This window comes from Pantoea phytostimulans (genome assembly GCF_046118715.1).
GTDB classification, from domain to species: domain Bacteria; phylum Pseudomonadota; class Gammaproteobacteria; order Enterobacterales; family Enterobacteriaceae; genus Pantoea; species Pantoea phytostimulans.
Genome location: NZ_CP173698.1, coordinates 1,450,647 through 1,476,298, shown reverse-complemented (window position 1 = coordinate 1,476,298; position 25,652 = coordinate 1,450,647). Strand labels below are relative to the sequence as shown.

General features: G+C 52.6%; 18 protein-coding genes and 1 tRNA gene. 16 read left to right on the top strand and 3 right to left on the bottom strand.

Going from position 1 to position 25,652, the window contains the following annotated elements; translation table 11 throughout:
* Window positions 1–100 precede the first annotated feature (100 nt).
* From ACF2G4_RS06945 to ACF2G4_RS06900, 10 genes are all read left to right on the top strand, one after another.
* Window positions 101–1,384: a FliC/FljB family flagellin gene (locus ACF2G4_RS06945; RefSeq protein ID WP_409075747.1), complete on the top strand. Its 1,284-nt coding sequence runs from the start codon at window positions 101–103 to the stop codon at window positions 1,382–1,384.
* A gap of 165 nt (window positions 1,385–1,549) precedes the next feature.
* Window positions 1,550–2,518, top strand: coding sequence for an HNH endonuclease signature motif containing protein (locus ACF2G4_RS06940; RefSeq protein WP_409075746.1), 969 nt, complete (start codon window positions 1,550–1,552; stop codon window positions 2,516–2,518).
* A gap of 143 nt (window positions 2,519–2,661) precedes the next feature.
* Window positions 2,662–3,384: an RNA polymerase sigma factor FliA gene (locus tag ACF2G4_RS06935; protein ID WP_215846557.1), complete on the top strand. Its 723-nt coding sequence runs from the start codon at window positions 2,662–2,664 to the stop codon at window positions 3,382–3,384.
* A 50-nt stretch (window positions 3,385–3,434) separates the two neighbouring features.
* Entirely contained in the window at window positions 3,435–3,938 is a 504-nt protein-coding gene (fliZ, locus tag ACF2G4_RS06930) for a flagella biosynthesis regulatory protein FliZ (protein WP_409075745.1), read from the top strand.
* A 139-nt stretch (window positions 3,939–4,077) separates the two neighbouring features.
* Window positions 4,078–5,064: a D-cysteine desulfhydrase gene (locus tag ACF2G4_RS06925; RefSeq protein WP_409075744.1), complete on the top strand. Its 987-nt coding sequence runs from the start codon at window positions 4,078–4,080 to the stop codon at window positions 5,062–5,064.
* A 104-nt stretch (window positions 5,065–5,168) separates the two neighbouring features.
* Window positions 5,169–5,969, top strand: coding sequence for a cystine ABC transporter substrate-binding protein (gene tcyJ, locus ACF2G4_RS06920; protein WP_409075743.1), 801 nt, complete (start codon window positions 5,169–5,171; stop codon window positions 5,967–5,969).
* A complete protein-coding gene (gene tcyL / locus ACF2G4_RS06915) occupies window positions 5,969–6,637 on the top strand; it encodes a cystine ABC transporter permease (RefSeq protein WP_215846561.1) in 669 nt (222 codons plus the stop codon). Before tcyJ ends, tcyL begins: the two co-directional genes overlap by 1 nt.
* Entirely contained in the window at window positions 6,634–7,386 is a 753-nt protein-coding gene (gene tcyN, locus ACF2G4_RS06910; RefSeq protein WP_243077692.1) for an L-cystine ABC transporter ATP-binding protein TcyN, read from the top strand. Before tcyL ends, tcyN begins: the two co-directional genes overlap by 4 nt.
* Window positions 7,387–7,614: 228 nt before the next feature.
* Window positions 7,615–8,706: an acyltransferase family protein gene (locus tag ACF2G4_RS06905; RefSeq protein WP_409075742.1), complete on the top strand. Its 1,092-nt coding sequence runs from the start codon at window positions 7,615–7,617 to the stop codon at window positions 8,704–8,706.
* Window positions 8,707–9,147: 441 nt separating this feature from the next.
* On the top strand, window positions 9,148–10,233 hold the full coding sequence (locus ACF2G4_RS06900) for an acyltransferase family protein (protein ID WP_409075741.1): 1,086 nt from the start codon (window positions 9,148–9,150) through the stop codon (window positions 10,231–10,233).
* 2,686 nt (window positions 10,234–12,919) lie between these two features.
* Here the strand turns inward: ACF2G4_RS06900 and putA are convergent.
* The gene (gene putA / locus ACF2G4_RS06895; protein ID WP_409075740.1) at window positions 12,920–16,867 is read right to left on the bottom strand and encodes a trifunctional transcriptional regulator/proline dehydrogenase/L-glutamate gamma-semialdehyde dehydrogenase; all 3,948 of its coding nucleotides are present in this window, start codon (window positions 16,865–16,867) and stop codon (window positions 12,920–12,922) included.
* 449 nt (window positions 16,868–17,316) lie between these two features.
* Between putA and putP the strand changes: the two genes are divergently transcribed.
* The 5 genes from putP (at window position 17,317) to phoH (ending at window position 23,639) form a co-directional block, all read left to right on the top strand.
* A complete protein-coding gene (putP, locus tag ACF2G4_RS06890) occupies window positions 17,317–18,801 on the top strand; it encodes a sodium/proline symporter PutP (protein ID WP_215846564.1) in 1,485 nt (494 codons plus the stop codon).
* Window positions 18,802–18,996: 195 nt separating this feature from the next.
* Window positions 18,997–19,824, top strand: coding sequence for an iron uptake transporter permease EfeU (efeU, locus tag ACF2G4_RS06885; RefSeq protein WP_409075739.1), 828 nt, complete (start codon window positions 18,997–18,999; stop codon window positions 19,822–19,824).
* Between the two features lie 54 nt (window positions 19,825–19,878).
* Window positions 19,879–20,997, top strand: coding sequence for an iron uptake system protein EfeO (gene efeO, locus ACF2G4_RS06880; RefSeq protein WP_409075738.1), 1,119 nt, complete (start codon window positions 19,879–19,881; stop codon window positions 20,995–20,997).
* A gap of 2 nt (window positions 20,998–20,999) precedes the next feature.
* The gene (gene efeB, locus ACF2G4_RS06875; protein WP_409075737.1) at window positions 21,000–22,274 is read left to right on the top strand and encodes an iron uptake transporter deferrochelatase/peroxidase subunit; all 1,275 of its coding nucleotides are present in this window, start codon (window positions 21,000–21,002) and stop codon (window positions 22,272–22,274) included.
* Between the two features lie 576 nt (window positions 22,275–22,850).
* Complete coding sequence (phoH, locus tag ACF2G4_RS06870) at window positions 22,851–23,639, top strand: phosphate starvation-inducible protein PhoH (protein WP_215846568.1); 789 nt, start codon at window positions 22,851–22,853, stop codon at window positions 23,637–23,639.
* A 138-nt stretch (window positions 23,640–23,777) separates the two neighbouring features.
* Here the strand turns inward: phoH and ACF2G4_RS06865 are convergent.
* A tRNA-Ser gene (locus ACF2G4_RS06865) sits at window positions 23,778–23,865 on the bottom strand.
* A gap of 11 nt (window positions 23,866–23,876) precedes the next feature.
* The gene (locus tag ACF2G4_RS06860) at window positions 23,877–24,095 is read right to left on the bottom strand and encodes a hypothetical protein (protein ID WP_243077699.1); all 219 of its coding nucleotides are present in this window, start codon (window positions 24,093–24,095) and stop codon (window positions 23,877–23,879) included.
* Between the two features lie 13 nt (window positions 24,096–24,108).
* Here ACF2G4_RS06860 and phoA point away from each other — a divergent pair, with 13 nt between their 5' ends.
* Entirely contained in the window at window positions 24,109–25,515 is a 1,407-nt protein-coding gene (gene phoA / locus ACF2G4_RS06855) for an alkaline phosphatase (RefSeq protein ID WP_409075736.1), read from the top strand.
* Window positions 25,516–25,652: the final 137 nt, after the last annotated feature.

The window sequence follows — 25,652 nt, the reverse complement described above, 5'->3', positions numbered from 1 at the left end:
GGTTGTTCAAGGGCAGACGATAACAACATTGACGGCGTTGAAGCCGGCGGGTTGAAGCCCACACCTTAACCGAAAGACTTGATTAACAGGAAAATTTATCATGGCCCAAGTCATTAATACCAATAGCCTCTCGCTGATCACTCAGAACAACATCAACAAGAACCAGTCTGCTCTGTCTACTTCTATCGAGCGTCTGTCTTCAGGTTTACGTATCAACAGCGCTAAAGATGACGCTGCTGGTCAGGCAATTGCCAACCGTTTCACCTCTAACATCAACGGCCTGACTCAGGCTGCTCGTAACGCCAACGACGGTATCTCTGCTGCGCAGACTACTGAAGGCGCACTGTCAGAAATCAACAACAACTTACAGCGTGTACGTGAACTGACCGTACAGGCACAGAACGGCACCAACTCTGATTCTGACCTGTCTTCAATCCAGGACGAAATCAAATCACGTCTGGACGAAATTGACCGCGTTTCTGGTCAGACTCAGTTCAACGGCGTGAACGTGCTGGCTAAAGACGGCAAAATGTCAATCCAGGTTGGCGCTAACGATGGTCAGACTATCGATATCGACCTGAAGCAGATTGATTCTTCTACTCTTGGACTGAAAGGTTTTTCTGTATCAGGTAACGCGCTTAAGCTCAGTGATTCGATCAAACAAGTGGGTGAGAGCGGTTCACTTAAAGACGTGAATTTATCATCAGTAGCAACTGAATTGGGTGTCGATGCAAGCACATTGACCTTAAGCAATGTTCAGGATGCTGATGGCGCAGCAACTTCATCTTACGTTGTAACTTCAGGTGATAAAAATTATTCAGTATCTGTTGAAGATACTAGCGGAACAGTAACATTGAACCATGCTGACGTTACTTATGAAGATTCAACAACAAGCAGCACTGGAACATTACAGGATCAATTGATTCAGGTTGGTGCTAACTCTACTGGTGGTGCTGTTGGTTTCGTAGCGATTCAGGGTAAAAACATGAGTCTGAGCGCTACTGCAATTGCTAACTCCGGGGATGCAGCCGGTACACAAGATACTGCGGAAGACGTTAACGATATTTCAGATACCGCAAATACAGCAATTTTCTCTGGTACATCTACTGCAGACCCATTAGCTCTGCTGGATAAAGCCATTGCTCAGGTTGATACCTTCCGTTCAAGCCTGGGTGCGGTACAGAACCGTCTGGATTCAGCGGTAACTAACCTGAACAACACCACCACTAACCTGTCTGAAGCACAGTCTCGTATTCAGGATGCTGACTACGCAACCGAAGTTTCAAACATGTCTAAAGCACAGATCGTTCAGCAGGCGGGTAACTCAGTGTTGGCGAAAGCTAACCAGGTTCCACAGCAGGTTCTGTCTCTGCTGCAGGGCTAATCGCTCTCTTGAAAGACGTAAAAACCTCGCTTCGGCGGGGTTTTTTTATTTATTGGGGATTATTCCTAAACGAAACCGTCCTGTTACAGATCCTCTCCGATCTGCCGATAACTTCTTTTACAACAACACAACGATTGATCCTTTTTTCCGACTTCTGGAGTGTCTATGCGCTTCAATTATGACTTGTTACCGGGTGAGCTGCTGACCTTCGAAGAGATCGCCTTACGCTACTCCCAGCAATACCCTGATGATAAAGAGTTAACGGCACGCGCTTTACTCAGTCCCAGCACCAGCTTCCGCACGCTGAAAATTCGCGCGGTATTTGCCCATGAAGAGAGCAACAGTCCACAAGAAGATTTGCTGTTCATCTCTAACGACAATGAGCGCAAAAACTATCTGCGCCGTTTTGAGCACTATTTAAAGCAGCAACTGCCGTTTCTCTATTTCCGCCGCAGCGAGCAGGGCAAAAAAGAGAATCTTTGGCAGGTAATGGGAGAGAGTCGGGTTTACGCGATGATCGATCCGCACTCCGCGGTGGCGCAGAATCTGCTGACCAGTCGCGGCTATAAGCTGGTGCTGATGCGCCAGGATGAAGAAGAGGAGTACTGGCAGCTGTTTAACCCGCAGGCCAATCCCTGTTTCCCGCAGTCGCGACGCATTCAGTTCATTGTGGTTCTCAGCACGCCGCAACATAAAGTGCCCACAGCGGTAATGCCAGGAACAGAAGTGGGGCGGCGCGTCAAAGCCAAAGTGCTGCAACGCGCCAGTCAGACAGAATTCACCGCCGCAGTTAAAGCGCGCTATGGTGCCTGCGTGATCACCGGCACGCGTCTTACCGATCGTCATAACTGGCCGTGGGTTGAAGCCTGTTATATCGATACGCGTGAAAACGAAGAGGGCTTTTTAGCCGACAACAGCGTGGATAACGGATTGTTTTTACGCAGTGATTTGCAGCGTTTATTCATTAACCGATTGATTAATATTGATGGTGAATCGGGACGGATTTATTTTCATCCGGGTGAAGAAGTGCTTGAAAGTATAAGCCCGTTTTATCAGGCGCTGGAAGGGCAGACCTGTGCATTGTGGGATGCTGTGCCGTCGGGCACGCGGCAGCGCCTGCTCGCGCTGCGCTAATCTATTTCACAGGGGGCGTAATCGTCGCCTCCTGATATAACAAATTTGAAATAACCTCGATTTACCCCGCCTATTCACCCAATCAAAAACCCTACAGAATTGGATAATCATGCCGATAACTTCATTAACGCAGGGTAGTCAACGTGAACAATCTCTATACCGCCGATGGCGTGATGGATAAGCATTCGCTCTGGCAGCGTTACGTTCCTCTGGTGCGGCACGAAGCGCTGCGCCTTCAGGTGCGTCTGCCAGCCAGCGTTGAGCTTGACGATCTGCTGCAAGCAGGTGGCATTGGTCTGTTGAATGCCGTGGAGCGCTATGACGCGCTGCAGGGCACCGCCTTTACCACTTATGCAGTGCAGCGCATTCGTGGCTCAATGCTGGACGAGCTTCGCAGTCGGGACTGGGCACCACGTAGCGTTCGTCGTAACGCACGCGAGGTAGCCGGTGCCATGCATCAGGTAGAACAGACGTTGGGGCGTGCTGCTACCGAGCAGGAAGTGGCTCAACAGTTGAATGTTTCGATGGAGGAGTACCGGCAGATTCTGCTGGACACCAACAACAGCCAACTCTTTTCCTACGACGAGTATCGAGAAGAACACGGCGACAGTGCGGAGCTGGTGACGGAAGGCCACGAAGAGGCTAATCCGCTTCATCAGTTGTTAGAAGGGAGTCTGCGTGAGCGCGTCATTGAAGCGATCGAAGCGTTACCCGATCGCGAAAAGATGGTGCTGACACTGTACTACCAGGAAGAACTGAACCTGAAAGAGATTGGCGCGGTGCTTGATGTAGGGGAATCCCGAGTCAGCCAACTGCACAGTCAGGCGATCAAACGCCTGCGTGCCCGACTTACGGGAGCGCGCTAGCAGTATCAGTTCCTGGCGATTCAAAAATATAAGAAACCGGGGACTCAGCAATGGGAGCCAGAACCAAAGCCAGACCGTTAAGTCGTTATCTTAAAGACTATAAACACAGCCAAAGTCATTGTTCGCATTGTGGCAAGGTATTAGATCGTATGGCGCTCGTTTTTCGCGGTCAGATCATCAATAAAGAGGCCATCGCTCGGATGGACCAAATGATTGATGAACCACTGTGGCTGAAACTTCAGCCCGAACTGACCGCGTTATGTCGTTTTTGCAGCGACATTTTTTGTAATACCCATCCAAACTATTTCGACATTATGGCGTTTAAGCAATATTTGTTCGAACAGACTGAAATGAGCCCCAGCACCATACGTGAATACGTGGTGCGGCTACGTCGGCTGGACGACATGTTGAAAGCCAAAAATTTCCCTGCCGACAGACTGCAAGGTAATAGCTGGCATGAGTGTCTGGAACGTGATTTACCGGATGCGGGTAATAACAATTACCGCATTGCGTTGCGTAAGTACGACCAATTTTTGGGTTGGCAGCAAAACTGAGGGGCCATTCGCGGCTGAATGGATAGCACGCGAGCAATGAATAGTTGCTCGCGTGCAGCGCCTCGCAGATTTACGGATGATCCTTTCCTCATCTTCTGCAACACTGTAAAGATCATTGCGCAATGCCTTGGAGGCAGCCTTGTCTTTACATCTTATTCATCAATTTCCTCGTCTGGAACTGCTGGGCGCACCCACGCCGCTTGAGCATTTACCCCGACTTTCCGACTATCTTGCCCGCGATATCTTTATAAAACGTGACGATGTCACGCCAGTGGCGATGGGCGGCAATAAACTGCGTAAACTCGAATTCCTGGCCGCTGATGCGCTGCGTGAAGGGGCCGACGTGCTGCTGACTGCGGGCGCAATCCAGTCCAACCATGTGCGGCAAACCGCGGCCGTCGCCGCTCGGCTGGGTTTGAAATGCGTTGCCCTGCTTGAAAATCCGATTGGTACTGCCTCAGAAAACTACCTCAGCAACGGGAACCGCTTGCTGCTCGACCTGATGGATGCCGAAATCGTCATGGTTGATGCCTTGTATAATCCTCATGAACAACTCGCTGAACACGCCACGCGGCTTGAAGCGCAGGGTTTCCGTCCGTATGTGGTGCCGGTGGGCGGCTCGAATACGCTTGGCGCGTTGGGTTATGTTGAATGCGCACAGGAGATTGCGCACCAAAGCGAAGGTGTGGTGGATTTCGCCGCTGTGGTGGTGGCATCAGGCAGCGCTGGAACCCACGCGGGTTTAGCGGTGGGTCTGGAGCACTTGCTGCCAGAAACTGAGTTGGTTGGCATAACGGTTTCACGCACAGTAGAAGCGCAGCTGCCAGTGGTCGAGCGCATTCGTCAGCCGCTGGCAACACAATTAGCGCTAACCGCCAACGCGCCCATCACGCTCTGGGATGATTACTTTGCACCCCGCTACGGCGAGCCGAACGAAGAGGGCATGGCGGCGGTAAAACTGCTGGCGCGCCTTGAAGGTATCCTGCTCGATCCAGTTTACACTGGCAAAGCAATGGCGGGATTGCTGGATGGCATCAGTCAAAATCGCTTCCGCCGCGAAGGCCCGCTGCTGTTTATTCATACGGGCGGCGCACCGGCGTTATTTGCTTATCACCCTTCAGTCTGATACAGCAGGAAAAATCCAGTTTATAATCTAAAACTTACTCAGTAAGGCTCGGCAGCAAACGCTGCCGCACAACACACATCACATACTAATAAATTGGGGTGAATATGGTTTTTTCTCGTGTACGTCGCCAACTGGCGCTGGGCGTTATGGCGATGGCGCTGGTCGCCGGCGTTAACGTCAATACTTTCGCGGCAGAAAATTTGCTGTATAAAGTGAAAGATCGCGGCACGTTACTGGTTGGCCTTGAAGGAACGTATCCGCCGTTCAGCTTCCAGGATGAAAGCGGCAAGCTGACCGGTTTTGAAGTGGAGTTCGCCGAGCAGCTGGCGCAGCACCTTGGCGTGAAGGCCAGCCTGAAACCGACCAAATGGGACGGCATGTTGGCTTCGCTGGATTCGAAGCGTATCGACGTGGTCATCAATCAGGTCACCATCTCTGATGACCGTAAGAAGAAGTATGACTTCTCCACGCCTTACACTGTTTCTGGTGTCCAGGCGCTGACCATGAAAGCCAAAGCGGGCACCATCACTAAGCCTGAAGATTTGTCCGGTAAGAAAGTGGGTGTCGGCTTAGGTTCTAACTACGAGCAGTGGCTGCGAGATAACGTTAAAAACGTGGATATTCGTACCTACGATGATGACCCAACCAAATATCAGGATCTGCGCTCAGGCCGTCTTGATGCGATCTTGGTTGATCGTCTGGCTGCGTTGGATCTGGTGAAAAAGACCGGCAACACCATGGCCGTGGCGGGTAATGCGTTTTCACGTCTGGAATCGGGTGTGGCGCTGCGTAAAGGCGATGATGATCTGCTGAAAGCGATTAATCAGGCGATTGCCGATATGCAGAAAGATGGCTCACTCAGCAAGCTGTCCGAAAAATGGTTCGGCGCGGATGTGACTAAATAATGCAGGAAAGCTTACAACTGGTGCTGGATTCAGCACCCTTTTTATTAAAGGGCGCGCTGTTCACGCTGCAACTCAGCATTGGCGGGATGTTTTTCGGCCTGGTGCTGGGTTTCATCCTTGCGCTGATGCGCCTGTCGCACTTGTGGCCGATAAGCTGGCTCTCCCGCATCTATGTGTCGATCTTCCGTGGCACGCCGCTGATCGCGCAACTGTTTATGATTTATTACGGTTTGCCGCAGTTCGGCATTGAGCTGGATCCGATCCCGTCGGCGATGATTGGCTTGTCGCTTAATACGGCGGCGTATGCGTCAGAATCATTGCGTGGCGCAATCTCTGCGATTGAACGTGGCCAATGGGAAGCGGCCGCCAGTATCGGTATGACGCGTTGGCAAACGCTGCGTCGCGTTATTCTGCCTCAGGCTGCGCGTACGGCATTGCCGCCGTTAGGTAACAGTTTTATCAGCCTGGTAAAAGACACGTCGCTGGCGGCAACCATTCAGGTGCCGGAACTGTTCCGTCAGGCGCAGTTGATCACCTCGCGGACGTTGGAAGTATTCACCATGTATCTGGCAGCATCATTGATCTATTGGGTAATGGCAACGCTGTTGTCCATGCTGCAAAACCGTCTGGAAGATCACGTTAACCGTCAGGATCGGGAGTCGAAATGAGTGCCATTGAAGTGCGTAAACTGGTCAAAACCTTCAACGGCCAAACGGTGCTGCACGGCATTGATCTTGACGTTGCCTCCGGTGAAGTGGTGGCGATTATTGGGCCGAGCGGCTCGGGAAAAACCACCTTACTTCGCAGCATCAACCTGTTAGAAGTTCCAGACAGCGGTCGCATCAAAGTGGGTGACATCACCATTGAAGCCGCGCTGGCGCAGAGTAAACAGAAAGAGCAGGTTCGTCGTTTACGTCAGCAGGTGGGTTTTGTCTTTCAAAGCTTCAACCTTTTTCCTCACCGTTCGGTACTGGAAAACATCATCGAAGGTCCGGTGATCGTAAAAGGTGAACCGAAAGCAGAAGCGATAGCCCGAGCGCGTTCACTGCTGGAAAAAGTGGGATTGCAGGGCAAAGAGGAGAGTTTTCCTCGTCGTCTTTCGGGCGGACAGCAGCAGCGTGTGGCAATCGCCCGTGCGCTCGCGATGCGCCCGGAAGTTATCTTGTTTGATGAACCGACCTCTGCGTTGGATCCCGAGCTGGTTGGCGAGGTGTTGAATACTATACGGGCGCTGGCAGAAGAGAAGCGCACCATGGTGATCGTCACACATGAAATGAGCTTTGCCCGCGACGTAGCCGATCGCGCTATCTTCATGGACCAGGGCCGTATCGTTGAACAAGGTGACGCGAAGGCGTTGTTTAGCAATCCGCAGCAATCACGTACCCGCCAATTCCTCGAAAAGTTCCTGAATCAGTAATTATCTCGCCTTCCGCCAGGAAGGCGCATTACTGCTGTTAACTATTTCATCCAGGTATTATCTGAAAATAACGCAGAGATATGAGTGTAACTTCCTGAATTAGACCTTAATTCGGACAAACCTTGCTCGCTTAAACCCTGAAATTTTCCTTTTGGGATTCCACCTCATTGTGACTTTTTTTATAAATCTAAATAATTCTTTACAAATACATGGCATCAGGACATCACAATGAGTACGCCAGCGAAGAAAGAAGTTCTTTGGATTAACACCTTGAAAGGGGGGTGTATTTTGCTGGTGGTGTTACACCACACCATCATCACGACCTTTGCGCCCTCACTGCATTATCTGACTGCAGGCATTGCGCCAGCTGAATGGTGGGTCGCCTTTAATAAGTATCTCTCACCTTTACGAATGCCAGCCTTTTTCTTCGTTTCTGGTTTACTGGCCTGCAGCTCCATCGTCAAAAAAAGCTGGCAGGACGTTTTTACAAAAAAATTCAGCAATATCGTTTATCTTTACCTGTTATGGGGCGTGATTCAGTGGCTCTCTATTCACTACATCGCGACACATCTGGGTGAAAAGCTTTCGGGTACCAAGAATGCGGCTTACGCCGATACGCCGCTGGAGTTTGTGAAGCTGCTGATGCTGTCAATGACCAGCTTATGGTATCTCTACGCGCTGGCAGGTTTTTTCCTTGCTACCAAGCTGTTCCACAAACAAAAGATCGCCCTGGTGGTGTTGGCATTAGTGGCGAACTATGCGGCCCAATTCAATCTCATCCCCGGATGGGGCCCGGCCAGCGTGGCACAGAACTATCTCTATTTTCTGCTCGGCGTTTTCTTTAGCCAGGCGCTGGTTGAGTTAAGCAAGCTGGAAGGCCGCCACTGGGTGTGGTTAGCCGCGATCGCGCTAGTCGGCATTGCACATCATGCAGTCGGCCATTATAAAAATCCGTTCTATAGCTTACTGACCATCGTATTTGGCATCGTGCTGTGCCGCTTCCTCAATGAGCGCTTTAACATGGCATGGCTGAACTGGATTGGCCGCAACACGCTGCAAATCTATGTTTTGCACCGTATCTTCATTGAACTGCTGGGCCTGAGCGCGCTGACGCTGGCATTACATTATGGTTGGTTTGGCACGGCAGCCTTCAGTTGGACGTGGGCGTTAGTGATGCCAGCGTGCGGTGTCACGCTATGCGTGCTGATCTCTTTAGCGGTATGGTCAATACTTAATCGTGGTCCGGGACGCATGCTGTTTGTGTATCCGCGTTTACTGCGACAGCCCGTTAAACCTGAAGAGGTGCCTGGCGAACGTTAATCCCGATAAGGCCAGATATTCTGGCCTTTTTTATTTCATTCCTACACGTAATCCTACCCATTTAATTCTGCATAGCATATGTTTTATATTCTCGTTAAACATTTTGACGCATCTGACAAATCTTTTCTACTCGCCCACTTTATTCTGGTTTAATTGCCCTTAGGTTTCTCTCATTTAAATATGCTGCAGGCGATAATAGCCAAATTCATTTTCACTTCTTAGTGTTTAAAATTAAGCAGGATTATTTATGCGCAGCTAATGTAAAGAAACATGAGATAGCGTAAATAACTGTTTGTAACAGGGCCACTTCAAGACTTTTAAGAGTTTCGCTACATTCACCCATCCTTCATTGGCGAATAATCACCTAATAATTCTAAAAACCTAGTGCAATACCTCGCATTGTTTATTCAGCATTCTGTACCACACAGCAGGAGTCAATAAATGAACAACATCAAGTCAGATGAAATATTGTGGGTGAATACCCTAAAAGGCGCCTGTATTCTGTTGGTCGTGCTGTATCACACAGTATTGCCTGGGTTTGAAAGCACGCTGAAATATCTCTCTGCGGGATGGATTCCTGCTGAAATATGGGTGCAGTTTAATACTGTTTTGTCGCCGTTACGAATGCCAGCTTTTTTCTTTGTTTCTGGTTTATTGGCGACGAATGGAATTATGAAGCGGCCATGGAAACAGGTATTCACCAGCCGAATTACTAATCTATTCTACCTTTATATATTATGGGGATTCATTCAATGGTGGTCGATTGTTGGCATATCCACTGAAATTACCGGTCAACGTATTTCTCAAAACTTAAACGCTGCTTATGCAGGTTCTTTATTTGAATTTCTAAAATTAACCTTTATGGCCATGAGTACTTCCTGGTATTTGTACGGATTGGCGATATATTTCCTGTGTGCGAAGATGTTTCGCCAATATAAGTTGGCGCTGTTTATCGCGGCGGTGGTCCTTAACTATCTTGCTGTCGAGAAAATCATTCCGTATTGGGGACCGCAAAGCGTTGCGCAATATTTTCTGTTCTTTTTATTGGGCGCTTTTTGCAGCAGCACCATGTTGCGTCTCAGCGAATGGCGTCGTGAGAACTTCATGCCTTGGGCAATCTTGGCGGCGCTGGCCGGTATCCATGTGATTTTTGGACTCGATAAAAGTCTGTTTACCTGCATTATCGCGGTGTTGTTTAGTGTGGCCGCCTGTCGCTGGCTAAACCAGCATTTCAGTATGTCTTACATGAACTGGATTGGACGCAACACGCTACAAATTTATGTGATACATCGCATCTTCATTGAGTTCTTTGGCATGTCGGCGATTTTGTTTGCCCAACGTCACCATCTGTTTGAACAGGCCTGGTTTTCGTTTATATGGGCGTGCTTCTACCCGTTGGCTATCGTGGCCCTTTGTTCACTCTGTTCGGTTGCTGTGTGGTCGCTCACCAACCGTGGATTGGGGCAATCGCTGTTTATTTTCCCAACGTTGATTGGGATGAAGCGGAACCGCAGTCCGTCGGTGTAGCGGAGGGAGGGTGCCCAATGTGGGCACTTTCACGCTTGCAGCGGGCTAAGGTCAGTGCACGGAGTGTGAATTTCGCTTGCAGCGGGCTGTGCAGGTGCCTCACTCCGGGAAGATGCCTCACTTCGTGAAGAGGGCTCACTCCGTGAAGATTCCGCCCGCCAGGCGCTGGGCAGTTTCATCTGCTCCGGGCAGGCGGACGTGTTAAGGGGCTTACGCCAGCCCCTTAACAATCCCGGCGTCCGGCAGACTCTGCGCCACGCTTCGCGCGGTTCCCTCGTCACTCACCCGGCCTGACGGACCGGCTGGACTCGCCGTCCTGGCTCGACCCAGCCTCTTCGCGGCATCCCTGCCGCTCGCCCTGGCCTCCGTTCTTTCCTCAGCGCGCCGTATGCCTCCGGCACCCCACCGCCTGCCACTTCCTTTTTCTTTCTTACATACATCCTCGTCTGAAACCCCGATGCTTCAAAAATAATCTCAAATCTCAAATCTCAAATCTCAAATCTCAAATCTCAAATCTCAAATCTCAAAACTCAGTTCATAAAGTTAAAGCCCACAGACAGGGCTGTAGAAATTCAGTAACCGAAGATGTGAGAAGGCGGGATGGGTTTATGAGATTCACAGCAGTGCAAAACATAAAAGAAAAGGTGCCGCTGTTGCAGCGGGATCTGTCAGAGGCCATTTCACTCGCCGAGAGAATGAGGGATTTCAGGACGAGCGGCAGGGATGCCGCGATGAGGGCGGGGTGAGCCAGGATGGCGAATCCGTCCGGTCCGTCAGAAATCGTGAAAAAACGAGGGAACCGCGAAGCGGCGAGGGGGCTGGCCGGAAGCGCGGGTCAAGGGTTGCCGCTCAGCAACCCTTGTCGGTCGCCCGCAGGGAAGAAATGAAACTGCCCGGTTGCCGGGCGAACGAAAAAGCCACCGCGCCGGTTCGGCGCTTTGAACCCAAGCGCCGGTTCGCGGCCCGAACTTCGTGAAGAGGGCTCACTCCGTGAAGGTTCCGCCCGCCAGGCGCTGGGCAGTTTCATCTGCTCGGGCAGGCGGACGTGTTAAGGGGCTTACGCCAGCCCCTTAACAATCCCGGCGTCCGGCAGACTCCGCGCCACGCTTCGCGCGGTTCCTTCGTCACTCACCCGGCCTGACGGACCGGCTGGACTCGCCGTCCTGGCTCGACCCAGCCTCTTCGCGGCATCCCTGCCGCTCGCCCTGGCCTCCGTTCTTTCCTCAGCGCGCCGTATGCCTCCGGCACCCCACCGCCTGCCACTTTCTTTTCTTTCTTACATACATCCTCTTCTGAAACTTTGATGCCTCAAAGCTCAAAGCTCAAAGCTCAAAGCTCAAAACTCAAAGCTCAAAGCTCAAAGCTCAAAGCTCAGTTCATAAAGTTAAAGCCCACAGACAGGGCTGTAGAAATTCAGTAACCGAAGACGCGAGAAGGAGGAATGGGTTTGTGGGATTCACAGCAGCGCTAAACATACAAGAAAAGGTGCCGCTGCTGCCGCGGGGTTTGCCAGAGGCCATTTCACTCGCCGAGAGAGTGAGGGATTTCAGGACGAGCGGCAGGGATGCCGCGATGAGGGCGGCGTGAGCCAGGGATGGCGAATCCGTCCGGTCCGTCAGAAATCGTGAAAAAACGAGGGAACCGCGAAGCGGCGAGGGGGCTGGCCGGAAGCGCGGGTCAAGGGTTGCCGCTCAGCAACCCTTGTCGGTCGCCCGCAGGGAGGAAATGAAACTGCCCGGTTGGCGGGCGAACGAAAAAGCCACCGCGCCCGGTTCGGCGCTTTGAACCCAAGCGCCGGTTCGCGGCCCGAACTTCGTGAAGAGGGCTCACTCCGTGAAGGTTCCGCCCGCCAGGCGCTGGGCAGTTTCATCTGCTCCGGGCAGGCGGACGTGTTAAGGGGCTTACGCCAGCCCCTTAACAATCCCGGCGTCCGGCAGACTCCGCGCCACGCTTCGCGCGGTTCCTTCGTCACTCACCCGGCCTGACGGACCGGATGGACTCGCCGTCCTGGCTCGACCCAGCCTCTTCGCGGCATCCCTGCCGCTCGCCCTGGCCTCCGTTCTTTCCTCAGCGCGCCGTATGCCTCCGGCACCCCAACGCCTGCCACTTCCTTTTCTTTCTTACATACATCCTCGTCTGAAACTCCGATGCTCCAAGACTCAGTTCATAAAACTAAAGCCCACAGACAGGTCTGTAGAAATTCAGTCATCGAAGACGCGAGAAGGCGGGATGGGTTTGTAAGACTCACAGCAGCGCTAAACATACAAGAAAAGGTGCCGCTGCTGCAGCGGGGTTTGCCAGAGGCCATTTCACTCGCCGAGAGAATGAGGGATTTCAGGACGAGCGGCAGGGATGCCGCGATGAGGACGGCGTGAGCCAGGATGGCGAATCCGTCCGGTCCGTCAGAAATCGTGAAAAAGCGAGGGAACCGCGAAGCGGCGAGGGGGCTGGCCGGAAGCGCGGGTCAAGGGTTGCCGCTCAGCAACCCTTGTCGGTCGCCCGCAGGGAGGAAATGAAACTGCCCGGTTGGCGGGCGAACGAAAAAGCCACCGCGCCCGGTTCGGCGCTTTGAACCCAAGCGCCCGGTTCGCGCCCCGAACTTAAGCGCCCGGTTCGGCGCTTTGAACTCAGGCGCCGGTTCGCGCCCCGAACCCAAGCGCCCGGTTCGCGCCCCGAACCTCCATCCTTACCCGATGGTCATCAGACTGGCATTCCCACCTGCGGCAGCAGTATTCACACTCAGTGAGCGCTCAATCAGCAACCGCTCCAGCAGCAAATTAGTTTCACCACGCGCAAAGCCCTGCACCGAAACAATCGCGCCGTTGCGCGCAGCAATCTGTTCGCAGAGCGTGCGGAGCTGATCGGCATCTCCATGATAAATCACCGCATCAAACGCTTCCGCCAGCGGATCTTTCGCCAGGCTAACGCGGGCTTTCACTGCGGCAGGCAGGCTTGCCAGCAAGGTGCGATGTAATTCGTCATCCGGCCACACCGCTGTGCTGCCGACGCTGGTTACCGCAGCCAGCTGAATTAACGCATCCTGCTGGTTATCGGCCAGACACAACACGCTGTCGCGCGGTAACAGTGAGAAGGTGTTGCGCTCGCCGGTTGGGCCAGGCAGCAGACGTACCGTTCCGGCCTGCGCCAGATCGGCATACTGTTGACACAGCATCGCCAACTCCGGCTTCTCTTTTGCCCACTCGCTCAGCGCCTTATGCGGTTCCAGCAGCGCCTGACGCAGCGTGCTGTCTGCCGGGCGTTCAGCATCCTGACGATCAAAGGTCAGACGCAGCGCGCCATCCGGGCGGTGAGAGAGCAAGCGATAGAGGTAAAGCGGGCCACCCGCTTTCGGGCCGGTTCCAGACAAGCCTTCGCCGCCAAAGGGCTGCACGCCCACCACCGCACCCACCATGTTGCGGTTAACGTAAAGGTTGCCGACTTTGGCATTGGCCGTCACCTGCGCGATGGTTTCATCGATGCGCGTGTGGACGCCTAGCGTCAGCCCGTAACCAGAAGCGTTAATGTGATCGACCAGTTTAGGTAAATCGTTGCGTGTGAAGCGCACCACATGCAGCACCGGACCAAAAACTTCTTTATCCAGATCACTGACCTGATCCAGTTCAATCAGCGTTGGTTTGATAAAGGTGCCGGTTGCCCACTCTTTACTGTCCTGCGGGTTTTCCTGCACGGCCTGATACACGGCGAAGCCTTTATTGCGCATCGCCTGAATGTGACGCTCAATGTTCTCTTTCGCTTCGGCATCAATCACCGGACCGATATCGGTTGAGAGACGCTCAGGATTACCCATACGACATTCTGCCATCGCACCGCGCAACATTTTGAGGGTGTGATCGGCAACATCGGCCTGGATACAGAGCAAACGCAAGGCAGAACAGCGTTGACCGGCGCTGTCAAAGGCCGATGCTACGATATCCGTCACCACTTGTTCAGTCAGCGCCGAGGAGTCGACGATCATTGCATTCATGCCGCCGGTTTCTGCAATCAGTGGGGTAGGACGGCCTTGAGGATCAAGGCGACCCGCCAGATTACGCTGCAGCAGCGTGGCGACAGCGGTTGAACCGGTAAACATCACGCCACGTACGCGCTCATCGCCGGTCAGCTGTGCGCCAACAGTTTCACCCTGGCCGGGCAAAAGCTGCAACACGCCAGTTGGAACGCCTGCATCCAGCAGAATCTGCACCGCCTGTGCGGCAATTAATGGCGTTTGCTCAGCCGGTTTAGCCAGCACGCTGTTACCCGCCGCTAACGCAGCAGCAATCTGGCCGGTAAAAATCGCTAATGGGAAGTTCCACGGGCTAATACAGACCACCGGGCCTAATGGACGATGCGTTTCGTTGTCGAAATCATCGCGCACCATGCCCGCATAGTAATAGAGGAAATCGACCGCTTCGCGCACTTCTGCAATGGCATTGTTGTAGGTTTTACCCGCTTCACGCACCAGGATGCCGAGCAGCTGTTGCATCTGGCTTTCCATGATCTCTGCAGCGCGTTCCAAAATGGCAGCACGCTCTTCCGGTGGCGTTGCGAACCAGATCGGACCCGCATTCACGGAGGCATCCAGTGCTTGCGACACTTCCTGCTCGCTGGCTTCACGTACGTGGCCCACAACATCATTTGGCGTGGCAGGGTTAATGACGGCATGGGTTTCACCCGCGATCAGTTCGCCATCAATAATCGGCTGTGCCACAGTGGGATGTGCCGCGCTGCTGAGCAAGGCGCTGGACAACGACGCAAGGCGGTGCTCGTTGGCCATATCCAAACCGGCAGAGTTCACACGGTATTTGCCATAAAGCTCACGTGGCAATGGAATCTTCGGATGCGGCAGGCCAATAGCCCCTTCGCTGGCACCCATTTTTTCCACTGCGCTGACCGGATCGGCTACCAGCTCATCAATTGGTAACGACGTGTCAGCGATGCGGTTAACGAATGAGGTATTGGCGCCGTTTTCCAACAGACGACGCACCAGGTAAGCCAGCAGTGTTTCATGCGTACCTACCGGCGCATAAATGCGGCAAGGTCGATTCAGTTTGCCATCCGCAACTTTGCCCACCACCTGCTCGTAGAGCGGTTCGCCCATCCCGTGCAGGCACTGGAATTCATACTGGCCTGGATAATAGTTATTGCCCGCCAGCTGGTAAATTGCCGCCAACGTATGCGCATTGTGGGTCGCAAACTGCGGATAAATCAGGTTCGGCACCGACAATAATTTGCGTGCGCAGGCCAGATAAGAGATGTCGGTATACACCTTGCGGGTATAAACCGGATAACCTTCCAGGCCTTCCATTTGGGCACGTTTGATTTCGCTGTCCCAATAGGCGCCTTTTACCAGACGGATCATCAGGCGACGGCGACTGCGTTGCGCCAGATCGATCAATTCATCAATCACAAACGGGCAGCGCTTCATGTAAGCCTGAATCACAAAGCCGATACCGTTCCAGCCTTCCAGTTCCGGCTCGAAGCAGAGTTTTTCCAGCAGATCCAGCGACAGCTCCAGACGATCGGCTTCTTCTGCGTCAATGTTAATACCGATGTCATAAGAGCGCGCCAGCAGCGTCAGCGATTTCAGAATCGGATAAAGCTCTTCCATTACGCGTTCATATTGCGCGCGGCTATAGCGTGGATGCAGCGCAGAAAGCTTGATCGAAATGCCAGGGCCTTCATAGATGCCGCGCCCGTTTGAGGCTTTGCCAATCGCGTGAATCGCCTGTTGATAAGAGACCAAATAGGCTTTGGCGTCGCTGGCGGTCAGCGCGGCTTCACCCAGCATGTCGTAGGAGTAGCGGAAACCCTTCTCTTCCAGCTTGCGGGCATTCGCCAACGCTTCAGCAATGGTTTCGCCCGTAACGAATTGCTCACCCATCAAGCGCATCGCCATGTCTACGCCTTTACGAATCAGCGGTTCGCCGCTTTTCCCGATAATACGGTTAAGCGAATGCGAAAGATTCGCTTCGTTATGGGTAGAAACCAAACGACCGGTAAACAATAAACCCCAGGTTGCCGCGTTGACGAACAGGGAAGGGCTGCGGCCAAGATGCGATTGCCAATTGCCGTTGCTGATTTTGTCGCGAATTAACGCATCGCGGGTAGGCTTGTCAGGAATACGCAACAGCGCTTCCGCTAAACACATTAGCGCAACACCTTCCTGAGAAGAGAGAGAGAACTCCTGCAACAGGCTTTGCACCATCCCAGCGCGCCCAGTTGCCCCTTTTTGGTGCCGGAGCTTGTCAGCCAGCTTGTAGGCTAACTGATGGGTTTTTTCTGCCAGCGGAGCAGGAAGACGCGCCTGTTCCAACATCATCGGTACCGCATCCGTTTCGGGCCGACGCCAGGCGGCAGTCACCGTAGAACGCGTAACCGACTGCGGCAGAATCTGCTCAGCGAAGTCAAGGAACGGTTGATGGGACTCGTCTGGCGCGGCTTCATCACCTTCTGCCGCGGCCAATGCCGACAGCGGAATTTCCGGCAGTGAAGTGCCCGTTTCAAGCTGGCCAAGATAGTTAAAAATCGCTTGCTTGATCAGCCAGTGCGGCGTGCGATCGATGCGTTGTGCGGCCAGTTTAATGCGCTCGCGAGTCGCATCATCCAGTTTTACACCCATGGTGGTTGTACCCATGACTCCAGTGCTCCTTAAAAGTGGTTCGGTACGGCGTGGCCAGCACTATCACTCATGTTGCAACTTTGTGCAACCATGTTAATCGTGAGTCAGATAGCAAGTTTTCCACGTCGTCGAATGTTAAATTTCAAAATGCGGCACAGATCTTGCTGCAAGAATCTGGCCAACGTGGCAGGCCAGAGAAACCGCGGGTTTTATAAGAACGTTCTTGGGTGCAACTCCAGATCTGTGAGCGAGTGCAACCTCTGAGCAATTTTTCGCAAACGGTTAGTGAAATCGCTGTAGCGCCTGTGTTAAATCCATTGTGCGCGTCACGCCTTTCCGGCAGGATACTGCGCCTCGGGGAAATGGCTCATGCCCTGATGAGGATACGCTGCCTGGTTACCCCGTTCCGGCAACCACCAGCAAGCGATTTCTCTGGGGAAATTAAATAATAAATGGAGAGACAGATGAGTATAAGCACACCAATGTTGGTGACCTTTTTGATTTATATTCTCGGGATGATACTGATTGGCTTTATTGCCTACCGTTCAACCAAGAATTTTGATGATTATATTCTGGGTGGTCGTAGCCTCGGTAGCGTTGTTACAGCCTTGTCCGCAGGGGCATCTGATATGAGCGGCTGGCTGTTAATGGGGTTGCCAGGTGCCATTTTCATTTCTGGTATCTCCGAGAGTTGGATCGCTATCGGCCTGATTATTGGCGCATGGCTAAACTGGAAAATTGTAGCGGGTCGCCTGCGTGTTCAAACGGAGCACCACAACAATGCCCTGACGCTGCCAGACTTCTTCTCCAGCCGTTTTGAAGATCACAGTAAAATTCTGCGTGTCATCTCCGCGATCGTTATCCTGGTTTTCTTCACTATCTATTGCGCCTCGGGCGTGGTGGCCGGGGCGCGCCTGTTTGAAAGCACCTTTGGCATGAGTTACGAAACCGCATTGTGGGCTGGCGCCGCAGCGACCATCCTCTATACGTTGGTGGGCGGATTCCTGGCGGTCAGCTGGACCGATACCGTGCAGGCCAGCTTGATGTTTTTTGCGCTGATTCTGACGCCTGTCATTGTGATTATCTCGGTCGGCGGCTTCTCAGATTCACTCGCAGTGATTGAAGCCAAAAGCCTCGAAAATATCGACATGCTGAAAGGGCTGAATTTTGTTGCGGTGATTTCGTTGTTGGGCTGGGGCTTGGGCTACTTTGGGCAACCGCATATCCTGGCGCGCTTTATGGCAGCGGATTCGCACCGCTCCATTCGTACCGCACGCCGCATTAGCATGGCCTGGATGATTTTGTGCCTGGCAGGTGCCGTTGCGGTCGGCTTCTTCGGCATCGCTTATTTCCAGAACAATCCATCACAAGCAGCAGGCGTGAGTGAAAATGGCGAACGCATCTTTATCGAACTGACGCGCATTCTGTTTAACCCATGGATCGCCGGTATCCTGCTTTCCGCCATTTTGGCAGCAGTGATGTCAACGCTGAGCTGCCAACTGTTGGTCTGCTCCAGCGCCTTGACGGAAGATCTCTATAAAGGGCTGTTTCGCAAAAACGCCAGCCAGAAAGAGCTGGTTTGGGTAGGGCGCTTAATGGTGCTGTTGATTGCGATAATCGCCATTGCGCTGGCTTCGAATCCAGAAAACCGCGTACTGGGTCTGGTGAGCTATGCCTGGGCAGGTTTTGGTGCTGCCTTTGGTCCGGTTGTGCTGTTCGGCGTTTGCTGGAAGCGCATGAACCGCAATGGCGCGCTGGCCGGTATGATTATCGGTGCCGTTACGGTGTTGGTATGGAAACAGTATGGCTGGCTGGATCTGTATGAAATCATCCCAGGCTTCATTTTTGCCAGCATCGCAATTGTGGTTTTCAGCCTGATGGGCCGTGCGCCGTCAGCCGAAGCCATGAAACGTTTTGATGCGGCAGAAGCGGAGTTCCAGACGAAATAACCTGCTTTCCTACCGAAGCCCGCCTTCTGACAAGGCGGGCTTTTTTTATGGCTTGTTACAAAGCTTCTTGCGACAAAAGCGAAATAATCTCACTCAGCAACTTGTTTTTTACTCAGCGATAATGATAATCGAACTCGTTTAGATTTACGAAAATTTACTTGTTATTGACGCTGCTTAACATTCAAGAGGTTGGCGATGTTTGTTCCGTTTCTCATCATGCTGCGTGAAGGCTTAGAAGCCGCATTGATTGTCAGCCTGATCGCCAGCTATTTGAAGCGCACCCAGCGTACTCAATGGTTTCCTGCCCTGTGGGCTGGCGTATTTATTGCCGCTGCGCTCTGCCTTGCGCTAGGTATCTTCATCAACGAAACCACCGGCGAATTTCCGCAAAAGCAGCAAGAGCTGTTTGAGGGCATCGTGGCCGTCATTGCGGTGGTGATTCTGACCTCAATGGTGTTTTGGATGCGTAAAGTGGCGCGCAACATCAAAGGCGAGCTGGAGCAGGCGGTCGATCAGGCGCTGACAAAAAAGGGCGGCGGCGGGCTAGCGCTCGTGTTGATGGTGTTTCTTGCGGTGGCGCGGGAAGGGCTGGAATCGGTATTTTTCCTGCTGGCTGCCTTTACGCAAGATGTTGGATACGCGCCACCGATCGGTGCGGTGCTAGGCCTGGCCACGGCGGTGATACTCGGCATGCTGCTCTATTGGGGCGGTATTCGGCTGAACATGGCGCATTTCTTTCGCTGGACCAGCGTGTTTATTTTATTTGTCGCGGCGGGTCTGGCGGCGGGTGCGATACGCGCTTTTCATGAGGCGGGCCTCTGGAACCATTTTCAGGATGTGGCCTTTGATCTCAGTGGCACCTTATCTACGCATTCGCTGTTTGGCACCTTGCTGGAGGGCATATTGGGTTATCAGGAGGCGCCAAGCATTAGCGAAGTCACGGTCTATTTCTGCTATCTGATACCGTTTTTACTGCTTTTTTTCACGCCAACGCGACCGACCACATCAGCTGCCGTGCGCTAAGCCATTACTGAGCGCGCACCTCGCGCTCGCCATAATCATTAAAGGGACAGAATTATGATGACGCTTTTCCGCCGCAAGGCACTGCTGGCTTCGCTGCTGGCTATCTCTGGTTCAGCCGCAGCCGCAGCCGTTCCGCAGGTGACCGTTAGCGTGAATGACAAACAGTGTGAGCCGATGTCACTGACGGTAAAGGCGGGTAAAACCCAATTCCTGATCAAGAACAACAGCCAGAAAGCGCTGGAATGGGAAATCCTGAAAGGTGTGATGGTGGTCGAAGAGCGCGAAAACATTGCACCGGGCTTCAGCCAGAAAATGACGGCCACGCTGGAGGCTGGCGAATATGACATGACCTGCGGGCTGCTGAGTAATCCGAAAGGTAAGCTGATTGTCGAAGCCAGCGGTACAGCAACAGCGAAAAAGGGCGGCGATGTGATGCAGCTGGTTGGCCCGATTAGCGAATATAAAGCTTACGTTACCGGTGAAGTCGCACAGTTGGTTAGCGGCACGCAAGCCTTTACCGATGCGGTAAAAGCGGGCGATACAGAAAAAGCCAAAGCGCTGTTTGCCCCGACTCGTCAACATTACGAGCGCATTGAACCGATTGCAGAACTGTTCTCCGATCTCGACGGCAGCATTGATGCCCGCGAAGATGACTATGAAAAGAAAGCGGAAGATCCTAAGTTCACTGGTTTCCACCGTCTGGAAAAAGCGCTGTTTGCGGACAACAGCACCAAAGGTATGGAAGGTTATGCTGATCAGCTAAACAAAGATGTATTGGATCTGCAAACGCGCATCAGTGAGTTGGCTTTCCCGCCAGCAAAAGTTGTGGGTGGTGCCGCCGGATTGATTGAAGAGGTCGCTTCCAGCAAGATTTCCGGTGAAGAGGATCGCTACAGCCGCACCGATTTGTGGGACTTCCAGGCCAACGTTGATGGCGCACAGAAGATTGTTGAACTGCTGCGACCTATGGTAGAGAAAGCCAATCCACAGTTATTGGCGAAAGTGGAGGGTAACTTCAAAAAAGTCGATACCATTCTCAGCAAATACCGCACTAAAGAGGGCTTCGAATCTTATGAGAAGCTCACTACCGCTGACCGTAACGCGCTGAAAGGCCCGATTACTGCACTGGCAGAAGATCTCTCTTTACTGCGTGGAACCCTGGGTCTGAATTAAGCATGAGCAATCAGCAGGATGACGCGCAACCCGCGCGTCGTCGTTTATTAAAAGGGTTAGGCTTGCTGGGAGGCGCGGCGGCGTTAGGCGGCGGTTGCCCGTTTCATGCTGCCGCCGAAAGCTTTTCTCCCGGCACGGTGACACCCAATGCGCGCCAGCAGGTGCAACCGTTTTATGGTCAGCATCAGGCGGGCATCATTACGCCACAGCAGGCATCAATGATGCTGGTGGCGTTTGACCTGTTGGCCAGTGACAAAGCCGATCTGCAACGCTTGTTCAGATTGCTCACGCAGCGTATCGCCTTTCTGACCACGGGCGGGCCCGCGCCAGTCGTCACAAACCCGCAACTACCGCCAATGGATTCAGGCATTTTAGGGGCGCAGATTGCGCCTGATAACCTTACCATCACCGTTTCGGTAGGCACGTCGCTGTTTGATGAACGCTTTGGTTTAGCTGCGCATAAACCAAAAAAGTTGCAGGTCATGACGCGCTTTCCTAACGATTCGCTCGACGCGAATCAATGCCATGGCGATCTGCTGCTGCAAATTTGCGCCAATACTCAGGATACGGTGATTCACGCGCTGCGCGACATTATCAAACACACGCCCGATCTGCTCGGCGTGCGCTGGCGGCGTGAAGGCTTTATCTCAGATCACGCCGCACGCAGCCTGGGCCAGGAGACGCCGATCAACCTGCTGGGTTTTAAAGATGGTAGCGCTAATCCCGATAGTCATGACGCTGCGTTGATGAAGCAGATGTTATGGGTCACTGATGACCAGGATGAACCCGCATGGGCGCGCAACGGCAGTTATCAGGCGGTGCGTATCATCAGTTTCCATGTGGAAATGTGGGACCGTACACCATTGGGCGAGCAGGAGACCATTTTTGGGCGTGAGAAGCTGAGCGGGGTGCCGCTGGGCATGAAGCACGAACGCGATGTGCCGGATTACAGTCGCGATCCTGACGGTGAAGTCATTGCATTAGATGCGCATATCCGTTTGGCCAATCCACGTACCCCTGAAACTGACAGCAGTTTGATGCTGCGACGCGGTTACAGCTATTCAGCCGGCATCTCTGCTTCTGGTCAGTTAGAAATGGGCCTGCTGTTTGTCTGTTATCAGCACGATTTAGAGAAAGGGTTTATTACGGTACAGAACCGGCTGAATGGCGAAGCGCTGGAAGAATATATTCGTCCGATCGGTGGCGGATATTTTTATGTTTTGCCCGGCGTTGCTGATGAGCATCATTATTTAGCGCAATCGCTACTTGAAGCCTGATAGCATTTTAGCCACCACCTTCTGCTGCGCCGTCGGCAGGAGGTTTCTCGTCTTGCATCTGCCTTCTGAGTTTATTCAGGCAAAAATTTACGGATTCTCCTAATTTTCCCCAATAAAGATGAATATGGTAACTATCTGTTAAATATACTTAATTTAATTTAAATGCGTAAATTTCTTACCCCGAATTACGCAATTTCTTTGCCGTCAGGTAAAATTAGAGTTGCAAACCCACGTGAAGATGATGCAATTTAATCCTTAAGCGTAATCAGACGTGTTGATGTATCACACTGGAGTTCGCGCATGGGTCGAACCTTATATGGACAGCTAAATGTAATTACCGCATCGCAATTTTTTGCGAGGGCTAATTTTCCCCTTGAACTCCACTTCTCTGACCTTTTCTTTCCAAATCGAATTCTTCGTTGTCCGGTGTACAGCAATGCTGTTGCGCTGCTGCATACCTTTCTTCATGGTCATCACGGCTTACAAGGAAGCCAATCAAAACCTCTAAAGCGTTCACGTAATCGCAAAGGGCCAATAGCCTGGAGCGGGAAATGAAACCAACTGTAAGGTGCCACTATGGGAAGACAGAAAGCAGTGATCAAAGCGCGTCGAGAAGCCAGACGAGTGCTTCGCAATGACTCTCGCAGTCATCGTCAGCGTGAAGAAGAATCGGTCACTTCGCTGGTGCAAATGGGTGGGTTAGATTCAATAGGCATGGCACGCGATGCGCGTGACCGGGGGCCAATTGAAGCTCGAAATGAAGCTCAGGCGCACTATCTCAACGCCATAGAAATGAAACAGCTGATCTTTGCAACTGGTGAAGCAGGTTGCGGTAAAACCTGGATCAGCGCCGCGAAAGCGGCTGAGGCCCTGATTCATAAGGATATCGACAGGATAATCGTCACGCGCCCGGTGCTACAGGCGGATGAAGATCTGGGGTTCCTCCCCGGAGATATCTCAGAGAAATTCGCTCCGTACTTCCGACCGGTTTATGACATTCTGGTTAAACGTCTTGGCGCATCCTTCATGCAATATTGTCTGCGTCCAGAAATCGCCAAGGTAGAGATCGCGCCATTTGCTTATATGCGCGGACGTACCTTTGAAAATGCGGTCGTTATTCTGGATGAGGCGCAAAACGTCACCGCCGCGCAGATGAAAATGTTTCTTACACGCCTTGGCGAAAACGTCACGGTAATCGTTAACGGTGATATTACCCAGTGCGACTTGCCCGCTGGGGTGCCTTCCGGTCTCGCAGACGCGTTAGCGCGTTTCGAAGAGGACGAGATGGTTGGCATTGTCCGTTTCGGCAAAGGGGATTGTGTACGTTCGGCGCTCTGCCAGCGTACGCTGCATGCTTACAGTTAGTCGTTGATTGTACTAGAGTTCGATTGAGTTGATGTAGCGCAAAACCCGGCTTCGGCCGGGTTTTTTTATGCCTTTATTATAAAAATAAAACGCAAAAAAAAATGCCTGAACAGATGTTCAGGCATTTCTTTGAAATGTTGGCGGTGAGAGAGGGGTTCGAACCCTCGATACGTTGCCGTATACACACTTTCCAGGCGTGCTCCTTCAGCCACTCGGACACCTCACCACATTTTTTTGTTAACCGCGCTGGGTCAACGGGGCGGTACTATAGGGATCAGGCATAAAACGGTCAAGCACTATTTTTCTCTTTTCTTCTATTCGCTTAAGCTCTGAACGAATCGCTGTAGCGCTGCGCAGCTTGCTGATTTTGTCATCAAAATGACATCCTGCCGACACAAAAATATCACCAAACCGTCGCAAACTTAGCGCCTGAAATCTCTGGTAATTATTGCTCATAAGGAAAGACAACATGACTCAGGCTCGCTTATTGACGCTTTCTCTGCTCACCAGCTTACTCGCCACCTCCGCCATTGCTGAAACAAATACCTATTCTCGCGCAGCACAAGGGGATCTCAGTCAGCACGGCGGAGCCCGACGTTTAACTGGCGATCAGACTGAAGCGTTGAAAGCATCGTTACGTAATACCACCGCGAAAAACGTGATTTTACTGATTGGCGATGGCATGGGTGATTCAGAAATCACTGCTGCGCGTAACGTAGCAGAAGGGGCGGGCGGTTTTTTCAAAGGCATTGATGCGCTCCCGCTTACCGGACAATACACGCACTATTCACTGGATAAGAAAACCCATAAACCAAATTACGTTACCGATTCAGCAGCCTCAGCCACTGCCTGGGCAACCGGCACCAAAAGCTATAACGGCGCAATTGGCGTAGATGTGAACGGCAAAGATCAGGTCACGCTGTTGGAGTTGGCGAAAGCAGCGGGCAAGGCGACCGGTAACGTTTCGACCGCTGAGTTGCAGGACGCGACACCCGCCGCGCTGATGGCGCATGTCACGTCACGTAAATGCTACGGGCCGGAAAAAACCAGCGAGCTTTGCCCGACTAACGCGTTAGAACAGGGCGGTAAAGGCTCGATTACCGAGCAGATGTTGAAAACGCGGCCGGATGTCACCTTAGGCGGTGGCAGCAAGAGTTTTAATGAGGTGGCGAAGGCGGGTGATTATCAGGGGAAAACACTGAATGAGCAGGCCCAGGCGCTGGGCTATCAAATGGTCAATGACTGGCAAGGGTTGACCCGTATTACTACCGCCAACCAGCAGAAACCGCTGCTTGGGTTGTTTTCAGCGGGCAACATGCCTGTGCGCTGGCAAGGGCCAAAAGCCAGCTATCACGGCAATATTGATAAGCCGGTAGTCACCTGCGAAGTGAACAAGGATCGTCCGGTCGCAACACCTACGCTGGCGCAGATGACCTCGAAAGCCATTGAATTATTGAAAACCAATGAGAATGGCTTCTTCCTGCAAGTAGAAGGCGCTTCCATTGATAAGCAGGATCACGCGGCGAATCCTTGTGGTCAGATTGGTGAAACCGTTGATTTGGATGAAGCGGTACAGCAGGCGCTGGCGTTTGCGCGTGAAGAGGGCAACACGCTGGTAGTGGTGACAGCGGATCATGCACACAGCAGTCAGATTGTTGAAAATGGCACTAAAGCACCAGGCTTGACCCAAGCCGTTAATACCAAGGATGGCGCGATTATGACCATTAGCTACGGCAACTCAGAAGAAGATTCGCAGGAGCATACCGGTTCACAATTGCGTATTGCGGCTTATGGGCCACATGCAGCAAACGTAGTGGGTTTAACCGATCAGACGGATCTGTTCTTTACGCTGCGTGATGCGATGGCGTTGAAGTAAGGCCGGGCAGCACCGCAATGAGCATAGTGCAGTGTCTTCCTCCCCCCTTTATGGGGGAGGAACGAGGTGGGGACAGCGCACATCTCATAAAAAACGCGCTCTCCCGAAAGAGTGCGCGCCTCAATCAAAAACCACTG